The organism is Streptosporangium amethystogenes (assembly GCF_000721075.1).
Taxonomy (GTDB): Bacteria; Actinomycetota; Actinomycetes; order Streptosporangiales; family Streptosporangiaceae; genus Streptosporangium; species Streptosporangium amethystogenes.
Window position 1 is genome coordinate 77,288 of the sequence record NZ_JOEQ01000037.1, and the last position, 17,115, is coordinate 94,402.

The following is a 17,115-nucleotide window of genomic DNA, read 5'->3' on the forward strand; positions in this document are numbered from 1 at the left end:
GTTCTGGCTCGTGTGGAGGGCGCTGCTGGTGGGCCGCTGTGAGTGCGGGTGGGACCGGCGAGGGATGCCGGACCTGGACCATCTTCAGCGCCGGTCCCCGCGACGCCGCCTGGTGGGCCATCTCGTCAAGGCCGTGGGACCGGTGCCGGCCTGGTGGTCGGGCGTCACGGTGACCTTCGCGATGGTCTCATACCAGGCCACCGAGCAGGTCCACAGCGCGGTGGAGTACGCCGGACTCGCGGGCATCTTTCTGTCCTGCTGCCTTGTCCTGGATCTGTGCGTAGGAGGGGGAGTCAAGCGGTGGAGGACCAACATCCGGCTCGCCCGGTCCCTGGGCTTCGAGAGCCGGATTCGTTCCGAAAAGCAGGAAGGCAGGATCGTCACCGCCGCCGACCTCAGCCCTGAGCACGCCGTGCTCCTGGCCCGCGCCCAGAGCGCGATCAGGTGTATCACCGGCTCCGCGGTGAACCAGGCCGGATTGCTCGACTCGCTGGACAACGCGTTCATCCTGCGCGAGCAGGAGTGGGAGATCGCCTGGAGGCTCGCCCAGATATCCCTGCTGGAGGATGGCCACGGGAGCCTCCAGGAGGCGGTGGACTCGGTCCAGAACAGGGTGGAGGCGCTGGAGGCCTACGCGTGCCACGTCGCCGAGGCCGACCTGGCCCACCGCGCCCAGGAGCGGCTCGACGCCGCTCTCGCCGCCCGGCCCTCCGTCGTTCAGGACCTGCTGGCGGAAACCGCGCGGGACCACCACGCCGTCAAGCAGATCCAGCGCCTGGACGAGCACGCCCGGACACTGTGCGAGGCCATCCGCGCCGACCTCGCCCCGAAAGCGCCCGGCTGGTAGTCCAGGGCGAGGTCGCAGCTGAAGGTGGGACCGCATTCCTTCCACCCGGGAGCGGGTGTCCGGTTAAGGAATTTAGTTCATTTTTGTCTTATTTGAGCCTGACATGGAGGGACACGGCGGGGAGCAGTATCCCGTGCTGACCGATCCCGACACCGGTGATCTCAGCGGTCTCGGTGAAGTCAACTCCGTGCGGGGCCCGGGAAGCGATCTTCCAGGGCTCCGATCCACCCCAGCTCACACCCGCTCGTGAACACCCCACCCAGGTTGATGACCGCTATCGAGAGATTGGTGGCGGCCATCCGCGTTGCTGGGTGGCCAAACCAGGAAGACGCGGGTAAGAAGGGTTTTCGGAGTGCCGGTCGGAGTCCGCGCCGGATCCCGGTAGCGGGACCCGGGTTCGATATGCGGTTGTACGTGCCGTGCCCGTGCCGTCAGCGGGACGGCTCCCAGCCCCTGCGCGGGGCGCGGGTGCCGGTGGGCTGCTCGTCGCGGCTGCGGTAGACCACGTACGGCCGGGTCAGGTAGCCGACGGGTGCGGTGAGCATGTGCACCAGCCGGGTGAACGGCCAGATGGCGAACAGCAGCAGCGCGCTGAGCGCGTGCAGCTGGAACAGCGGCGGCGCACCGGCCATCAGCGCCGGATCGGGCTGGAAGTAGAAGATCGACCGGAACCACGGCGAGATGGTCGTGCGGTAGTCGTAGCCGCCGCCGACGATGTTCGCCATCACCGTGGCGGACAGGCCCAGCACGATGGTGGCGGCCAGCATCGCGTACATCAGCTTGTCGTTGCGGGTGGTGGCGGTGAACACCGGGCCGACGGTGCGGCGCCGGTAGATCAGGATCGCCAGCCCGCAGAGGGTGGCCACTCCCGCGATCGTGCCCAGCGCGACCGCGATGACATGGTAGGCCTCCTCGCTGACGCCCACTGCCTCGGTCCAGCTCTTGGGGATCACCAGCCCGCCGATGTGGCCGAGCAGCACGACCAGGATGCCGAAGTGGAACAGCGGGCTGCCGATGCGCAGCAGCCGGGACTCGTACATCTGCGAGGAGCGGGTGGTCCAGCCGAACTTGTCGTAGCGGTAGCGCCACACATGCCCCAGCACGAACACGGTCAGCGCCACGTACGGCGCCGCCACCCACAGCACCACGTCCAGTGCGTTCATCTGCTCGCCTCCATGACCGCGTAGGGTTCCAGTCCGACTTCCTCGGCCGGTGGACCCTGCGCCGCCAGCCGCAGCGCGGCCTCCTGGTCGCGCAGGCTCGCCGGGCCGAGCGCGGCCAGCACCGCGGCCACCACGTCGGTGTACGGCGAGGACTCGGCCTCCAGCGCCTTGCGCAGTAGCTCTATGCCCGCCCGGTTCTCGATCAGCAGGCGCCGGGCCGGCCGTACGGCGCCGCGCGCGAGGAACTCGCACACCACCGCCAGGTGGTCGGGCAGCTCGCCGTCGGCGAGCTCGAAGCCCGCGCTGCGCAAGGCGTGCTTGAAGCGCAGCAGCGCCGCGCCGCGCTTGCGGGTGTCGCCGTAGGCGTAGTAGGTCAGGTACGGGCAGCAGCGTCGCTTGAGGTCGAACGTCGCCACGTAGTGGGCGGCCAGCTCGACCCGGCCGGCCGTCTCGGCGTGCTCCAGGAAGGCGGCCAGCCGCCTGCGGACCTCGCCTTCCGGCAGCCTGTCCACCGCCTCGGCCAGCACCCGCCGCTCGCCGTACAGCCGCTCGTCGGGGTAGCAGAGCAGCACCGAGGCCACCATGTGGGCGGTGCGCAGCGCGCTCTCGTTCAGCGCGCTCATGACTTCCCCCGGAGAACGGTCATGGACGCCGTCGACGTTGTCGCGGTTACCCGGATCAAGGAGATCGATCGTGTCTCCAGCCGTGCCGGGGCCGCCGAGGAGGCGGTCGCCGTGTGGACCCTCATGACTTCTCCTTCTTATCCCCGTCGCTCTTCGGGAACAGTCCGTCAGGGGTGCCCTTGCCGTCCCAGTTGAGGAGGTTGACCCGGCCACGCAGCTCGCCTGCCTCCGCCAGGTCACCGCCGCGCTGGCGTTCCTTGAGCGCGTGGAAGTTCTCCACCGCGATCGGGGCGGGCATGCCGGACGCCTCGCCGAACGGGCCGCCCATGCCGGGGCCGCCCTCGTAGTCGAGGCTGCAGCCGGTCGCCAGTTCCTCCAGTTGCGCGCCCTGTTCGGCGTGGGCCTTGGGGATGACGTAGCGTTCGTCGTAGGCCGCGATGGCCAGCAGCCGGTGCATGTCCCGGATGCCCTGGCCGGTCATGCCGACCGCCGCCGCGATCGACTCGTCGGGTTCCTGTCCGAGGTTGAGGCGGCGCATGTAGGAGCGCATCGCCGCCAGGCGGCGCAGCACCGACCGCACCGGCTCCGGATCCCCGGCGCTGAACAGCTCGGCCAGGTAGCCGATCGGGATGCGCAGCGCGTCGATCGCGCCGAACAGATTGCCCGCGTCCTCGCCGTCGTGGCCGGTTCCGGACAAGACGTCCACCACCGGCGACAGCGGCGGGATGTACCAGACCATCGGCATCGTCCGGTATTCAGGGTGCAGGGGCAGCGCCACTCCGAACTCGAAGATCAGCTTGTGGATGGGGGAGCGGCGCGCCGCCTCCAGCCAGTCCTCCGGGATGCCCGCGGCGCGGGCCGCAGCGGCCACCTCCGGGTCGTGCGGGTCGAGCATCACGCTCTTGTGCGCCTTGAGCAACTCCTTGTCGTCGGCGACGGAGGCCGCCTCGGTCACCCGGTCGGCGTCGTAGAGGATGATTCCGATGTAGCGCAGCCGGCCCACGCACGTCTCCGAGCAGACCGTGGGCAGGCCCACCTCCACCCGCGGGAAGCAGAAGGTGCATTTCTCGGCCTTGCCGGTGCGATGGTTGAAGTACACCTTCTTGTACGGGCAGCCGGTCACGCACATCCGCCAGCCCCGGCAACGGTCCTGGTCGACCAGGACGATGCCGTCCTCGGAGCGCTTGTAGATGGCCCCCGACGGGCACGACGCCGCGCACGAGGGGTTGAGGCAGTGCTCGCAGATGCGTGGCAGGTAGAACATGAAGGCGTTCTCGAAGTCGAGCCTGACCTGGTCGGAGACCTTGCGCAGCACGGGGTCGGACGGTGCCAGCTCTGGGCCGCCGGCCAGGTTGTCATCCCAGTTCGCACTCCAGCTGATCTTCGTGGGCTCGCCGGTGATCAGCGAGCGGGGCCGCGCGACCGGTGTGTCGTCCTGTAGGGGGGCGGAGAACAACCGGTCGTAGTCGTAGGTCCAGGGCTCGTAGTAGTCCTGGATCGACGGCATCAGCGGGTTGGCGAAGATGGAGAACAGCTTCTTCAGCCGTCCCCCGGCCTTCAGCCGCAACCGGCCGCGGGCATTGAGCTCCCAGCCGCCCTTCCACTTGTCCTGGTCCTGGTAGGTGCGGGGGTAGCCCTGCCCGGGACGGGTCTCGACGTTGTTGAACCACACGTACTCGGTGCCGGCCCGGTTCGTCCACGCCTGCTTGCAGGTGACCGAGCAGGTGTGGCAGCCGATGCACTTGTCCAGGTTCATCACCATGGCCAGCTGTGCCATCACCCTCATCGCCCGCTCACCTCTTCCTGATCACCACGTCGGGTTCGCTCGTGCATCAGTAGTCGACCTCCTGGCTGCGGCGGCGGATCACGGTGACCTCGTCACGCTGGTTACCGGTCGGCCCCAGGTAGTTGAACGCGAACGACAGCTGGGCGTAGCCGCCGATCAGGTGCGTGGGCTTGATCATCAGACGGGTCAGGGAATTGTGGATGCCGCCGCGTCTGCCGGAGGTCTCGCTCTTGGGCACGTCCACCACCCGTTCCTGGGCGTGGTACATGTACACGGTCCCGGCCGGCATGCGGTGCGAGACGATCGCCCGGGCGACCACGACGCCGTTGCGGTTGAGCGCCTCGACCCAGTCGTTGTCGCGGATTCCCGCCCGAGCGGCGTCGGCGGGGCTCATCCAGATGGTCGGCCCGCCCCGCGACAGGGTCAGCATCAGCAGGTTGTCCTGGTATTCGGAGTGGATGGACCATTTGGAGTGCGGGGTGAGGTAGCGCACGGTGATGCCCTCCTCGCCACCCTCGCCGATGCCCGGCTCGCCGAACAGCACGGTCATGTTCAGCGGGGGCCGGTAGATCGGCAGTGCCTCGCCGGCCTCGTGCATCCAGTCGTGGTCCAGGAAGAAGTGCTGGCGTCCGGTGAGGGTGTGCCAGGGCTTGCGGTGCTCGACGTTGATGGTGAACGCCGAGTAGCGACGCCCGCCGGTCTCGCTGCCCGACCATTCCGGCGAGGTGGTCACCGGCACCGGCCGGGCCTGTGTGTCGGCGAACGTGATCTTCTTGTGCTCGTCGGCGAGCCCGTCGAAGCTCGTGCCGGTACGGCGGGCCAGCGTCGCGAAGCCTTGAGCGGCCAGGCGCCCGTTGGTGGTGCCCGACAGCGCCAGGATCGTCTCGCACATGTCGGTGTCGCGGGCCAGCGACGGCCGCCCGTCGGCCACGCCGCCCCGTACAGTGCCGTTCATCCGGCCGAGCCGCCCGATCTCACCGGACACGTCGTAGGTCAGGCCCTTGGTGGTGGTGCCCAGGGTATCCAGCAGCGGTCCGAGCGCGGCCATCTTCTGCGCGACCGCGCCGTAGTCCCGCTCCACCACGGTGATCTTCGGGAAGTTCTTGCCGGGGACGGGCATCGTTCCCGTGGCCCGCCAGTCGTCCACGACGCCATAGGGGTTGGCGAGCTCATCGGGGGTGTCGTGCAGCAGCGGCACCGCCACCAGATCCCGGCGCACCCCCAGCCGGGGGCCGGCCAGCGCGCTGAACGTCTTGGCGATCGCCTGGAAGGCCGCGAAGTCGGTGCGGGTCTGCCAGGGCGGGTCGATCGCCGGGGAAAAGGCGTGCACGAACGGGTGCATGTCGGTCGAGGACAGGTCGTGCTTCTCGTACCAGGTCGCGGCCGGCAGCACGATGTCGGAGAACAGCGTCGTGGACGTCATCCGGAAGTCCAGCGACAGCAGCAGGTCGAGCTTGCCGCGCGGCGCCTCCTCGTGCCATCGGACGTCGTCCGGCCGCTGCTCGGGTGCGGCCTCCTCGGCCCGCACGGAGGAGTCGGTGCCGAGCAGGTGGCGCAGGAAGTACTCGTTACCCTTGGCCGACGACCCCAGCAGGTTGGCCCGCCACACGGTCAGCACCCGTGGCCAGTTGGCGGGCGCGTCGGGGTCCTCGCAGGCGAAGCCGAGCTCGCCGGCGGCGGCTTTGGAGGCGATGTAGGGGCCCGGATCCTGTCCGGAGGCGGCTGCCTCATCGGCCAGGTCCAGGCTGTTGCGGTCGAAGGTGGGGTAGGAGGGCATCCAGCCCAGCCGGGCCGACTGCGACAGCAGGTCGGCGGTGGCCTTCCCGGTGAATGCGCCGCCGGCCAGCGGTGAGGCCACCACGTCGGCGCTGTAGGTGTCGTACCGCCACTGATCGGTGTGCAGGTACCAGTAGGCGGTGCCGATCATCTGCCGGGGCGGGCGCGCCCAGTCGGTGCCGAACGCCATGTGCGCCCATCCGGTGACCGGGCGGCACTTCTCCTGGCCGACGTAGTGCGCCCAGCCGCCGCCGTTGACACCCTGGCAGCCGGTCAGCGTGGTCAGTGCCAGGAAGGAGCGGTAGATCGTGTCGGAGTGGAACCAGTGGTTGGTCCCCGCACCCATGATGATCATGGAGCGGCCGCCGGACTCCTCGGCGTTGCGGGCGAACTCGCGGGCGATCTTCACCGCCTTCGCCGCCGGCACGCCGGTGATCGCCTCCTGCCAGGCAGGCGTGTACGGCTGGCTCACGTCGTCGTAAGAGGACGGCCAGTCCTGGGGTGTGTCGCTCTGCTGCTCGCTCGTGTGGGTGGCGCCCATCGGCCGGGCCACGCCGTACTGGGCGAGCAACAGGTCGAAGACCGTGGTGACCGGCTGCCCGGCGATCTGCCGGACGGGGACACCACGTCGCAGCACCGCGCCGTCCCCGGCCTGATCGAAGCGGGGCAGCAGCACCGTTACGGTCTGCTCGCCGTCCAGGCCCAGCATCGGGTCGACGTCGCCGAGGTCAAGGTTCCAGCGGCCCTGCCCGGCCTCGGAGTAGCGGAAGCCGAGCGAGCCGTTGGGCACCACCGGCTCACCGGTGGCGGCGTCCAGCAGCACCGTCTTGAACGCCGCCTCGGCGCCGTCCTCGCCGAGGTCGGCCGCGGTCAGGAACTTGGCGGGCACGTGCACACCGTCGCGCTCGGTCAGCGTCACCAGGAACGGCAGGTCGCTGTGGCGCTTGACGTAGTCGGTGAAGTACGGCACCTGCCGGTCGACGAAGAACTCCTTGAGGATCACGTGGCCCATCGCCATGGCCAGCGCCCCGTCGGTGCCCGGGTGCGGAGCCAGCCACTCGTCGGCGAACTTCGTCGCGTCACTGTAGTCGGGGGAGACCACGACGACCTTCTGCCCGCGGTAGCGGGCCTCGGTCATGTAGTGCGCGTCCGGGGTGCGCGTCACCGGCACATTGGAGCCCCACAGCATCAGGTAGGCCGCGTCCCACCAGTCGGCCGACTCCGGCACGTCGGTCTGGTCGCCGAACACCTGCGGGGAGGCCACCGGCAGATCGGCGTACCAGTCGTAGAACGACAGCATCGTGCCGCCGATCAGTGACACGAACCGGGCGCCGGAGGCGTGCGAGACCATCGACATCGCCGGGATCGGGGAGAACCCGGCCACCCGGTCGGGCCCGTAGGTCTCGATGGTGTGCACGTGCGCGGCTGCGATGATCTCGGTCGCCTCGTCCCAGGTGACGCGGACCAGGCCGCCCTTGCCGCGGGCCGACTGGTAGCGGCGGCGACGCTCCGGATCGGAGGTGACCTCGGCCCATGCCGCCACCGGATCGCCCAGTCGCGCCTTCGCCTCCCGGTACATCTCCACCAGCACCCCGCGGGCGTAGGGGTAGCGGACCCGGGTGGGGGAGTAGGTGTACCAGGAGAACGCCGCGCCGCGCGGACAGCCGCGCGGCTCGTACTCCGGCCGGTCGTCCCCGACGCTGGGATAGTCGGTCTGCTGCGACTCCCAGGTGATGATGCCGTCCTTGACGTAGACCTTCCATGAACACGACCCGGTGCAGTTCACCCCGTGTGTGGAGCGCACCACCTTGTCGTGGCTCCACCGGTCGCGGTAGAACGCGTCCGCCTGGCGGCCCCCGATCTGGTGCAGCGTCCGCAGGTCGTCGGAGACCGCTCCGGAACGCAGATGCCGGCCCAGCTTCAGAAGGGCGTCGTTGACCGGCCCGTCCATGCCCGCCATATGGATGCACTCCTTTTTCTGGTATGAACCGGATACCTCCGGCGTGACCGCCTTCATAGCCGCGAATCATCCGGGGAAACCCGAAAAGCAGTTGATGATCGCGACCGGTTGCGACCTCCGCGTCGAGGGATAGGGCACCGGATGCGGTGCGGCTTCACTCATCCTTGCCGGGGCTCTATCCCGATCTCAGGGTCCTTGGTCCCTTGGGATGGGCCCAAAGACCCGAAAGGCCGCTCGTCGGCTCAGGTGGCCGACAGGACCACGCCGACCGACTGGACCAGCGGCGAGCAGGCTCCGGCCACCCCTCCGGGTAAGAAGGTCAGCCTGGCTGCTGCAGTCGTTGGCCGGAGACGTGCTTGGCGGTGATGACGATGAAGTGGTCACGGCTGCCCAGCGCCCACGGCGTCAGCGGCAGCTCGGCGAGCCGGGCCATCTCCCGGGGGTCGTCAACAGCCCGTGCATACCCCACGACCGTGACCGACCATCCAGTACGTTCCTCGGGGTCGAAGTCGTCGATCTCAAAAGCCACGATGGTGCGGCGGGTGGCGGAGGCCAGCTTGGAGCCGACCGTCGTACGGATGACGATGTCGTTGCCGTCGAGACAGAAGTTCACCGGCTGCACCGACGGCAGGGCGCGATCGGTAAAGACAATCCGCCCGATCGGGCAGGAGGCCAACAGGTGCATGCACTTCTCGTGGGAGAACACCTGCAGGCCGGCCGAGTCGAGTTTCACACTTTCCAGCTTGCCGGAACGCTCGCTTCGGCGATTAGAGGCGAAAGTCCCGTGATAGATCCCCAATGCCGGGCGCTGAGGACCTATCACGGTCACCGTGATCGGAGCCGCTGTTCTTATGCTGAGGCTCATCGGTGACCGGCACCTCTCACCGCTTCTGAGCAGAACTGTGGCGGTTCGGAGCGGGGCTGGTCCTGGGGGTCACCGTGACGACATCAGCGGCTGGGCCACGCGCCGCCGGGCCGTGGCACGGACCACGGTCACCGTCAGCAGCACCGTCAGCAGCGAGACCACGGCCAGCAGCGCCAGGCCCAGGCCGTAGGAGCCGAGCCGGCCGTAGATGAGGCCCATCACCAGGGGCGGCACGAACCCGCCCAGGCCGCCGGCGGCGCCGACCAGGCCGGTGACAGAACCCACCTTGTCGGCCGGAGCGACCTGCGCGACCAGCGCGAAGACGGCGCCGCTGCCCGCGCCAAGTGCCGCGGCCATGGTCAGGAACGCGATTGTGCCCACCAGCATCAGGGCTGGGGTGAGGGCCTGGACAGCGGCGCAGACGGCGACCACCGCGAAGACGGCGACCAGCACGGGCAGCGGCCTGATCCTGTCCGACAGCCAGCCCCCAACCGGACGCATCAGGACCGCCAGGACCACGAACCCGGCCATCCGGTTGGCGGCATCGGCCTGCTCCAGCCCGTAGGCGGTCTGCAGGTAGGCCGGCAGGTACACCGAGAACGCTACATACCCGCCGAAGGCCACCGCGTACAGGATGCACGCTTGCCAGGTGATCGGTAGTTTCGCGGTGGCCGCCAGGCGCGCGGCGAGCGGCTGGGTGGGGACCGTGCGGCCCGGTGCGTCGCGTAGCGTGAACCACGCCACGACGGTGTAGATGGCCAAGCCCGCGGCGGTGAGCAGGAACGGGGTGGCCGCGCCGTCGGCCTTGACCAGCTTGACCGTGGTCAGGGCGCTGATCGCGGTGCCGCCCATGCCCGCGCCGAAGATGCCGATGGCCAGGCCGCGCCGCTCGGGCGGGAACCAGGCACTCACGAAGGGCACGCCGACGGCGAACGCGGTCCCGCCGATGCCCAGGAAGAACCCGCCGACCAGCAGCGCCGTGAGCGAGCCCTGCCCGGCCACGCCGATGAACAAGACCGGGACGATGGTGGCTGCGGAGATCAGCGGGAACATCACGCGGCCGCCGAAGCGGTCGGTGAGCGCGCCGACAGGGATGCGGCCCAGCGAGCCGACGATCACCGGGACCGCGACCAGCAGCGCCTGCTGGGAGGCCGACAGGCTCAGCAGGTCCTTGAAGCGCGGTCCCAGCGGGCTGAGCAGCGCCCACGCCCAGAAGTTCACCGCAAATCCCACGGTGGCCAACGCCAGCATCAACGCTGGTCGGTGGCCGACCTCGCCTGAGGTTTCTCGATCGACGCTGTCAGTGCTCATCTCATCCGTCCTCGTCGCATCGGCTCGTTCACCTGGGCGCTGCGGTCAACGCGGGCTGGCCCGGCAGGTGACGGCATTGACCCGCAAGCCGGACTGCCCGGCCCGAGGGGAAGCAACGGTCACCCGCTCTGCTCGGATGTCCACTGGTTCACCGGCCACCGCCCCCTCATCTGAGTGGTGCTCGCCAGGCACGCACCTCGTCCATGAAGTGGTCGCTACCGTCGCACCAGCCTTCCCCATAGGTGTTCTCCGTCGCTCTATCCCATCTCGAACCTCTTATGTTCGCTAGAGACCAAGGTCCTGCCGAACGGGTCCTTCTGTCTGTTGTCTTCACTCGCGATGCCCCGTTCCTCTACCGGAGTACACGCCGGGACCACCGGCTCGTGGCGGTCAGCCGCGGCCGGCGACCTCACTGGCGGATCCCACTCGGTGACCCACCAGGCCCGCAGCCTTCAGGTGGGCGGGCCGGGCGGCTGGGCGATGAGATCGCGAATCCTGGATCGAACGAACAAGCACCTCTCAGGCACGGCCGGCCCACATGGTCAGGGCCGTCACCAGGGCGGCCGGGTCGCTGCCGGCCCACGCCACATGGCCGTCGGGCCGCAGGAACATCGCCTCGCCCTGCCCTCGCCGCACATGGCGGATCCGTCCCGACCACGGTGCTGCCGCCTCGACCAGCGTGTCCTGTCCGGCGCCGGTCATCAGCAGCCCGCGCCCGTCGGCCATGACGGGCGCGTCGGCAAGGCGCATGCCCAGCAACGGATGCACCGGCCCCGGTAGCGGATAGCGGATGTCCGTCCCGGCCAGCATGCCCGCGATGACCTGGTTGGCCGCGGGCACGCGTAGCAGCTCGGCTACGATGCCGCGCAGCGCGAGGTGCTCCTCTTTCGGTTCCAGAAGCACCGACTGCGCGCGTGTGTTGGCCAGAACCCTCGCCGCCACCGGGTGCCGTTCGCGGTGGTAGGTGTCGAGTAGTTCGTCGTCGCCGCCGTGGCGAAGCCGCACCGCCAGCTTCCATCCGAGGTTGAAGGCATCCTGTACGCCCAGGTTCAGTCCCTGCCCTCCCATCGGTGAATGAATGTGGGCGGCGTCCCCGGCCAGCAACACCCGCCCGTGCCGGTACTGCTCCACCTGCCTGGAGGCGTCAGTGAAGCGGGACGCCCACCGAATGCCGGACAGCTTGACCGTCGGGCCGAACTCCGCGGCCAGTGCCCGGTTCACCTCCTCCGGCGTGATGGGCGCGTCTCTGGGCAGTTCCTGCTGTTCAGGGCCGTAGAACAGCAGCCGATGCAGGCCGTCTCCGAGTGGCGCCAGGTAGGACCTGCCGGTCGGAGACGGGGTCATGACCGGCAGCTCCCATGCCGACGGTGCTGCGCCGCCGAGCGTGATGTCGGCGACCACCATGGCCAGCCGCCCCTCCAGACCGGGAAAGTCCACCCCCAGCAGTCGGCGCACGGTGCTCCGGCCGCCGTCACATCCGACCAGGTAGTCGGCGTGAATGTGCAGTCCCCCCGCTCTCGCGGTGACGCCGGAGGCGTGCTGTGACAACTCGGTCAGCTCATGACCACGCATGATCTTGATGCCCAGCTCCGTCACGCGAGCCTCAAGCAGAGCCTCGACCCGGCCCTGTGGAATGCCGATCATGTAAGGGTGGCGGGTATCCAAGGCTTTCAGGTCGAGGCGCATTCCCGCGAAGTGCCCGCCGGGGATTCGTTCGATCGCGCGTTCCATCAGTGGCGCGAACAGGCCGCGCGACTCCAACAGTTCGGCGGTACGGGGCTGCAGCCCAAGAGCCTTGGACTGACCGCTGCGTTCGGCCATTTGTTCCACCACGACGGTGGACAGCCCGGCCAGGCCCAGTTCGGCGGCAAGCGTAAGGCCGGTCGGACCTGCTCCGATGACGATCACGTCGACGTTCATGCGGGGAGTGTAAGTGTGCTCTGTTCGCTTACTGCAACGATAGTGGGGTGCCCAAACCGTTGGATTCCGACCTGTTTGTGGGCTGCCCCAGCCGGCCGCCGTTCTTTCGCGTTGGTGGCAAATGGACAGCGATGATTCTTGTGTGCCTGCGTGATGGTCCGCGGCGATTCACGGAGATACAGGCCGTTCTGCCCGGTATCACGCCAAAGGTGCTGACCGAATCGCTGCGTGCGATGGAGAACGACGCCTTGCTGACGCGTAAGGCCTATCCGGAGAACCCGCCGCGCGTCCAGTACAGTCTGACCCCCCTGGGGCGCACCCTGTTCAAGCCGCTCGCGGCGGCCTGCGAGTGGAACAGCATGTATCTGCGCTCCACAAAGGACTGAGCCGACACGGCCTCTGCGGCGGACCGGCCGCTCTCCGCACGACGGCATCCCTACGGTCGCTCACCGAACCCCGCTTGACCGGGCGGGACGGACGCCGAGCGACTTCCGTACTCCTGTGGCGGCGTTTCGCATCTCCAGCAAAGGCACCACTGTTTCCGGCTCTTCAGGTGGCCGTACTTCAGGCGTACATTTCCCTGAACGACGTCCCCTACGACGGCTGAACAGGCGACGCGTCTCGGATTCATACGTCTGCCTACCCTGCGGAAGGAGCATCTCCTGTGTGCGCCGACGAGACGGCACACAATCCAACGAGCAATTCCGATGAGCGGATCGCGATCGTCGGGGTGTCCTGCCGACTTCCCAAGGCGCCGAGTCCGGAGGCGTTCTGGCGGTTGCTCCGGGACGGCGTGGACGCACTGACGCCCGTGCCGGAGGGCCGGTGGGACATCGAGCCGGGAGATGACGCCTCTCCGGATCACGCGGGTGTCCGGCACGGTGGATTCCTCGACGGGGTCGCCGAGTTCGACGCGGGCTTTTTCGGGATCTCACCCCGTGAGGCCGTCATCATGGATCCCCAGCAGCGGTTGATGCTGGAACTGGCGTGGGAGGCGCTCGAAGACGGGGGCATCCTCCCCGCCGCCCTGGCCGGTAGCCGGACGGCGGTTTTCGTCGGGGCGACAGGGGATGAGTACGCCCGGCTGCTGGATCGGGAGGGAACCGCCGCCATCTCTCAGCACACCCTGACGGGGCTGAACCTCGAAGTTTGCGACCCACCCGTTTCGAAGTAGTCCAGAGCGGTGGTGGACGAGTTTCCCCAGTCGGCACGTGCACGTGCTGGTGGCCACCGCGGTCGGCGCGAACGGCGACCGGGAGATCCTCGGGCTGGAGGTGACCTCGGCCGAGGACCGGACTGCCAGGTCGCCGACTCTGGCAGTCCGGGGCAGCCGCCCAGCCGCAACTCCTGGGGGCGCCGGGTCGCCGTTTCAGCCGCTGGTGACGTGGACCGGTTCGGCGGGATCACCATGGCATCTCATCCGGGCAGCAGACCGATCGCCGCCTTGGCCTGGCGTACCTTCGCGTTGGCCGACCCGCGGGCACGGTCGGCACCGGCCCGCAGAACCGCCTGGACGTGCTGCGGGTCTTCGGCCAGTCGCAGGTAGCGGTCCCGGATGGGGGCGAGGGTGGCCACTACCGTGTCGGCGACCGTCTCCTTCAATTCGCCGTACCGGTTGAACCGCCCGGCCAGCCGCTGCGGGTCGTCGCCGGTGCAGGCGGACAGGATGGCGAGCAGGTTCGATACCCCCGGTTTGCGATCCGGGTCGTAGCTCACCACGGTGTCGGTGTCGGTGACCGCACGCATCACCTTGCGTCGCAGGACGTCCGGCTCGTCGAGCAGTCGCAGCACCCCCGCGGTCGAGGGGGCTGACTTGCTCATCTTGTCGCCAGGTGACGCCAGGTCCATGATGCGAGCGGCGACCGGCGGGTTGACCGCCCGGGGGATGGTGAAGGTGGGGCTGTATCGGCTGTTGAACCGCTGGGCGATGTCCCGGGCCAACTCCACGTGCTGGCTCTGGTCCTCGCCGACCGGTACCTCGTCGGTGTCGTACAGCAGGATGTCGGCGGCCATCAGGATCGGGTAGGTCAGCAGTGACATCCGGACCTGGTTCTGACGGCCGGACTTCTCCTTGAACTGGATCATTCGCTGGGCCTCGCCGTACCCGGTGGTGCACTCCAGCAGGTAGTGCAGTTCGGTGTGCTCGGGTACGTGCGACTGAACCAGGAACAGACACGCGTCGGGGTCAGCGCCTGCCGCCAGCAGGATGGTCGCGAATTCCAGTGTCCGCCGTCGCACCTCGGCCGGATCATGCTCCAGGGTCAGGGAGTGCAGGTCGGAGATGAACACCACCGTATCCGTGGTGGCCTGCTCGGCGATTATCGGTGCGATCGCGCCGATGTAGTTGCCCAGATGCAGGTCGCCGGACGGGGTGAAGCCGGTGAGTCGTCGTGGCATCGGTTTGGCTCCCTCGGGATCGGGAGGCCACCCTGGCCGGACCACCGAGGTGCGAACACACAAACGGCCGCCCGAACCGGGCGGCCGCGTTATCGGTTACGCGGATGAACGGTGCCGCCCGTCAGGGGCGCCACCAGCCAAGGAACAAGAAGATCATCCGCATACCGTGACCGTACCACCCAACGGATGGAGAATCACAGGTAAGCCGGCGATGATCTCTGTGGGGGGCCGGTGGTGCTGGCCGTAGATCCAACGAAGCCGCCTCTGGCCTGCGACGTCTCCTCGGTAGTGGTTGTGGCCGAGGTCAAGGCAGGAGGGGCAGGTGTCCTCCGAGGGAGGTCAGGTGTTTCGGATCCTTCAGGAGACCCAGTGAAGTAGCCGATGCCCCGGCGGATATAAGGGAAATACTGATCGAGGGAACGATCGCTGTGACGTTGGTTCCACAGCCGTCTTTCGCCGGAGGGGCAATCCGCGGTCTCAAGTGTGGCGACGGTGTGGAGGTATGGGGCAGGTAGCGTGCAAACCATCGTATGGATAAGGCATCGCCCCTACCGTCGCAAGGTATGCGGACAGTGGATGTACTGGTCGTGGGTGCGGGCCTGGCCGGCCTGCACACGGCCCGTTTGCTCGCGCGACGGGGGCTGAACGTGATGGTGGTCGACCGTCGCAGGTCGCTGTCGACGGGTATCCGCACGACAGGGATCTTCGTGCGCCGCACTCTCGATGACTTCGACGTGCCGGATCACCTGCTCGGGCCAGGTGTCCGGGACGTGCTGCTGTATCCGCCGTCGCGGCGGGCACCGATCCGGCTCACCAGCGACCGGGACGAGTACCGCGTGGCCGACATGGCGGCCGTCTACGAGCACGCGCACCGCGTGGCGGAGTCGGCCGGGGCACAGGTCCTCCTGGGCGTACGGTACGTCGACGCGTCGAGGGGTTTTGTGCGGTTCGCGGGTGCGGAACCGGTGACGGCCCGGTTCATCGTCGGCGCGGACGGCGCCCGCTCCCGGGTGGCCCGTGATCTTGGCCTTGATGTCAACCGGCGCTTCCTCGTCGGTGCCGAGATCGTCCATCCGATCGCGTCGGGCACGACCACCCCGGTGTTCCACTGCGTGCTGGACCCCCGGGTCGCTCCGGGGTACCTGGGATGGGTGATCGACGACGGCCGGCACGCGCATGTCGGCGTCGCGGGATATCCGAACGCGATGCGCACCGGTATCCGCCACCTGCTGGACGACTTCGCCGCGGATGCGCCCGGCCACGTGGCGGCGGCCGGTCCGGTCGAGCGTCGAGGTGGTCCGATCCCGGTCGGCGGTGTGCTGCGACGGCTGGCGTGCCCCGCCGGGCTGCTCGTCGGAGACGCGGCGGGCGCGGTGTCGCCGCTGACGGCCGGTGGGTTGGACCCTTGTTTACGCATGTCCGAACTGGCCGCGGCGGTTACCGCCGAGTACCTGCGCACTGGCGACCGACGAGTGCTGAGCCGGTACGACGGGAACGCGTTGCGGGCCCGGTTCCGAGGCCGGCTGTCGCTGCGCCGCGTGTTCGCCGGTATCCGATCCCCTGCCGCGGTAGAGGCGGCGGTGACCGCGCTACGCGGTCGCGCCGGTCGTGCCCTGGCGGCGCGGATCCTGTTCGGCGACGGCTCGTTTCCCGAGGTCGCCCCACGGCTCGCGGACCTGACGGTCGACCGTCCCGGCCGGTGACGCCGACCGGCTCGCCGGTGACAGAGCGGGCGCGGGCGCACCACGACCTCGATCTTCCCCACGCCCGTCGGCGTCGAGATCACCCCGCTGCTCCGGCTGCTGCTGGAGCGGCTCGCCGACACGGAGTTGTCCTCCGACTCGCGGGCGGTGACCGAGGCGATGGTGCTCGACGTGCTCACCCCCTCCTCACGCGAACTGCTCCTGCACATGCCCACCTCCGACCTGCTGCGCCCGATCGCTGACGCGGTCCGGGACGACCCGGGCGATTCGCGAACGCTGGCGGACTGGGCGTCCTTCCTGGGCGTGAGCGCCCGCACGATCACCCGTGCCTTCAACGCGGAGACGGGCACCAGCTTCGCGCGCTGGATCGCGGCGGTGCGCGCCCAGCACGCGGTCGCGCTGCTCACCCAGGGCTGGGAGGTCGATGTCGTGGCCGAGGAGGTCGGCTACCGTTCGGCGAGCGCGTTCGGCGTGGCCTTCCGGCGGACGACCGGGCTGACCCCGGGAGCGTTCCGGGCGCGTTGAGACTCCGGGACGCCGAAGGCCGCCTTCCGTACGCGGCGCGGGTCTCGCGGACGTGTCGCGCTCTCGGGCGGACACCGCCTGAAGGGCCGTCGCTCGGTCTCGGTGTCCCGATCTCAACAACAGCTGTCTCAAAAGGGCTATTGCGACAACTCAGTCATTTCTCCTAAAGTTCCAAACAAGGCAAGCCTTACCTAACTAGATCAAGGGCTTGCGGCAGTACGGTGTACCGCTCCACGAAC

General features: G+C 68.7%; 13 protein-coding genes and 1 pseudogene. 6 read left to right on the forward strand and 8 right to left on the reverse strand.

Features of this window, described 5'->3' with window-relative positions; genetic code table 11:
• Positions 1–64 precede the first annotated feature (64 nt).
• Positions 65–847, forward strand: coding sequence for a hypothetical protein (locus IG98_RS47725; protein ID WP_030923227.1), 783 nt, complete (start codon positions 65–67; stop codon positions 845–847).
• 431 nt (positions 848–1,278) lie between these two features.
• On the opposite strand, the gene narI is transcribed toward IG98_RS47725, so the two are convergent.
• The 7 genes from narI to IG98_RS0136605 all read right to left on the reverse strand — a co-directional run bounded on the left by narI (position 1,279) and on the right by IG98_RS0136605 (position 12,251).
• A complete protein-coding gene (narI, locus tag IG98_RS0136575; RefSeq protein ID WP_030923230.1) occupies positions 1,279–2,010 on the reverse strand; it encodes a respiratory nitrate reductase subunit gamma in 732 nt (243 codons plus the stop codon).
• Entirely contained in the window at positions 2,007–2,633 is a 627-nt protein-coding gene (gene narJ, locus IG98_RS0136580) for a nitrate reductase molybdenum cofactor assembly chaperone (RefSeq protein WP_030923233.1), read from the reverse strand. The genes narI and narJ overlap by 4 nt, the downstream gene beginning before the upstream one ends.
• Before the next feature lie 121 nt (positions 2,634–2,754).
• Complete coding sequence (gene narH / locus IG98_RS0136585; RefSeq protein WP_030923244.1) at positions 2,755–4,419, reverse strand: nitrate reductase subunit beta; 1,665 nt, start codon at positions 4,417–4,419, stop codon at positions 2,755–2,757.
• 46 nt (positions 4,420–4,465) lie between these two features.
• Positions 4,466–8,155: a nitrate reductase subunit alpha gene (locus IG98_RS0136590; protein ID WP_030923246.1), complete on the reverse strand. Its 3,690-nt coding sequence runs from the start codon at positions 8,153–8,155 to the stop codon at positions 4,466–4,468.
• A gap of 319 nt (positions 8,156–8,474) precedes the next feature.
• Positions 8,475–8,888 (reverse strand): pyridoxamine 5'-phosphate oxidase family protein, encoded by a 414-nt coding sequence (locus IG98_RS0136595; RefSeq protein WP_030923250.1) that lies wholly within the window; start codon positions 8,886–8,888, stop codon positions 8,475–8,477.
• A 201-nt stretch (positions 8,889–9,089) separates the two neighbouring features.
• Positions 9,090–10,331, reverse strand: coding sequence for an MFS transporter (locus tag IG98_RS0136600; RefSeq protein ID WP_030923252.1), 1,242 nt, complete (start codon positions 10,329–10,331; stop codon positions 9,090–9,092).
• A gap of 519 nt (positions 10,332–10,850) precedes the next feature.
• On the reverse strand, positions 10,851–12,251 hold the full coding sequence (locus tag IG98_RS0136605; RefSeq protein WP_030923255.1) for an FAD-dependent monooxygenase: 1,401 nt from the start codon (positions 12,249–12,251) through the stop codon (positions 10,851–10,853).
• A gap of 47 nt (positions 12,252–12,298) precedes the next feature.
• On the opposite strand from IG98_RS0136605, the gene IG98_RS0136610 reads away from it, so the two are divergent.
• The 3 genes and pseudogenes from IG98_RS0136610 to IG98_RS52840 all read left to right on the forward strand — a co-directional run.
• Positions 12,299–12,637 carry a winged helix-turn-helix transcriptional regulator gene (locus IG98_RS0136610; protein ID WP_037972241.1) on the forward strand — a complete coding sequence of 113 codons (339 nt, stop codon included), beginning with the start codon at positions 12,299–12,301 and terminating at the stop codon, positions 12,635–12,637.
• A 278-nt stretch (positions 12,638–12,915) separates the two neighbouring features.
• A complete protein-coding gene (locus IG98_RS0136615; RefSeq protein WP_051753413.1) occupies positions 12,916–13,425 on the forward strand; it encodes a beta-ketoacyl [acyl carrier protein] synthase domain-containing protein in 510 nt (169 codons plus the stop codon).
• Between the two features lie 34 nt (positions 13,426–13,459).
• Positions 13,460–13,543: pseudogene (locus tag IG98_RS52840) on the forward strand (transposase); the annotation flags it as partial.
• A gap of 124 nt (positions 13,544–13,667) precedes the next feature.
• On the opposite strand, the gene trpS reads toward IG98_RS52840, so the two are convergent.
• Positions 13,668–14,648 (reverse strand): tryptophan--tRNA ligase, encoded by a 981-nt coding sequence (trpS, locus tag IG98_RS0136620; RefSeq protein WP_030923266.1) that lies wholly within the window; start codon positions 14,646–14,648, stop codon positions 13,668–13,670.
• Between the two features lie 563 nt (positions 14,649–15,211).
• Between trpS and IG98_RS0136625 the strand changes: the two genes are divergently transcribed.
• Together IG98_RS0136625 and IG98_RS0136630 are read left to right on the forward strand one after the other, a co-directional pair.
• Positions 15,212–16,351, forward strand: coding sequence for an NAD(P)/FAD-dependent oxidoreductase (locus tag IG98_RS0136625; protein WP_037972243.1), 1,140 nt, complete (start codon positions 15,212–15,214; stop codon positions 16,349–16,351).
• A 126-nt stretch (positions 16,352–16,477) separates the two neighbouring features.
• Positions 16,478–16,876 (forward strand): helix-turn-helix transcriptional regulator, encoded by a 399-nt coding sequence (locus IG98_RS0136630; RefSeq protein WP_342666875.1) that lies wholly within the window; start codon positions 16,478–16,480, stop codon positions 16,874–16,876.
• Positions 16,877–17,115: the final 239 nt, after the last annotated feature.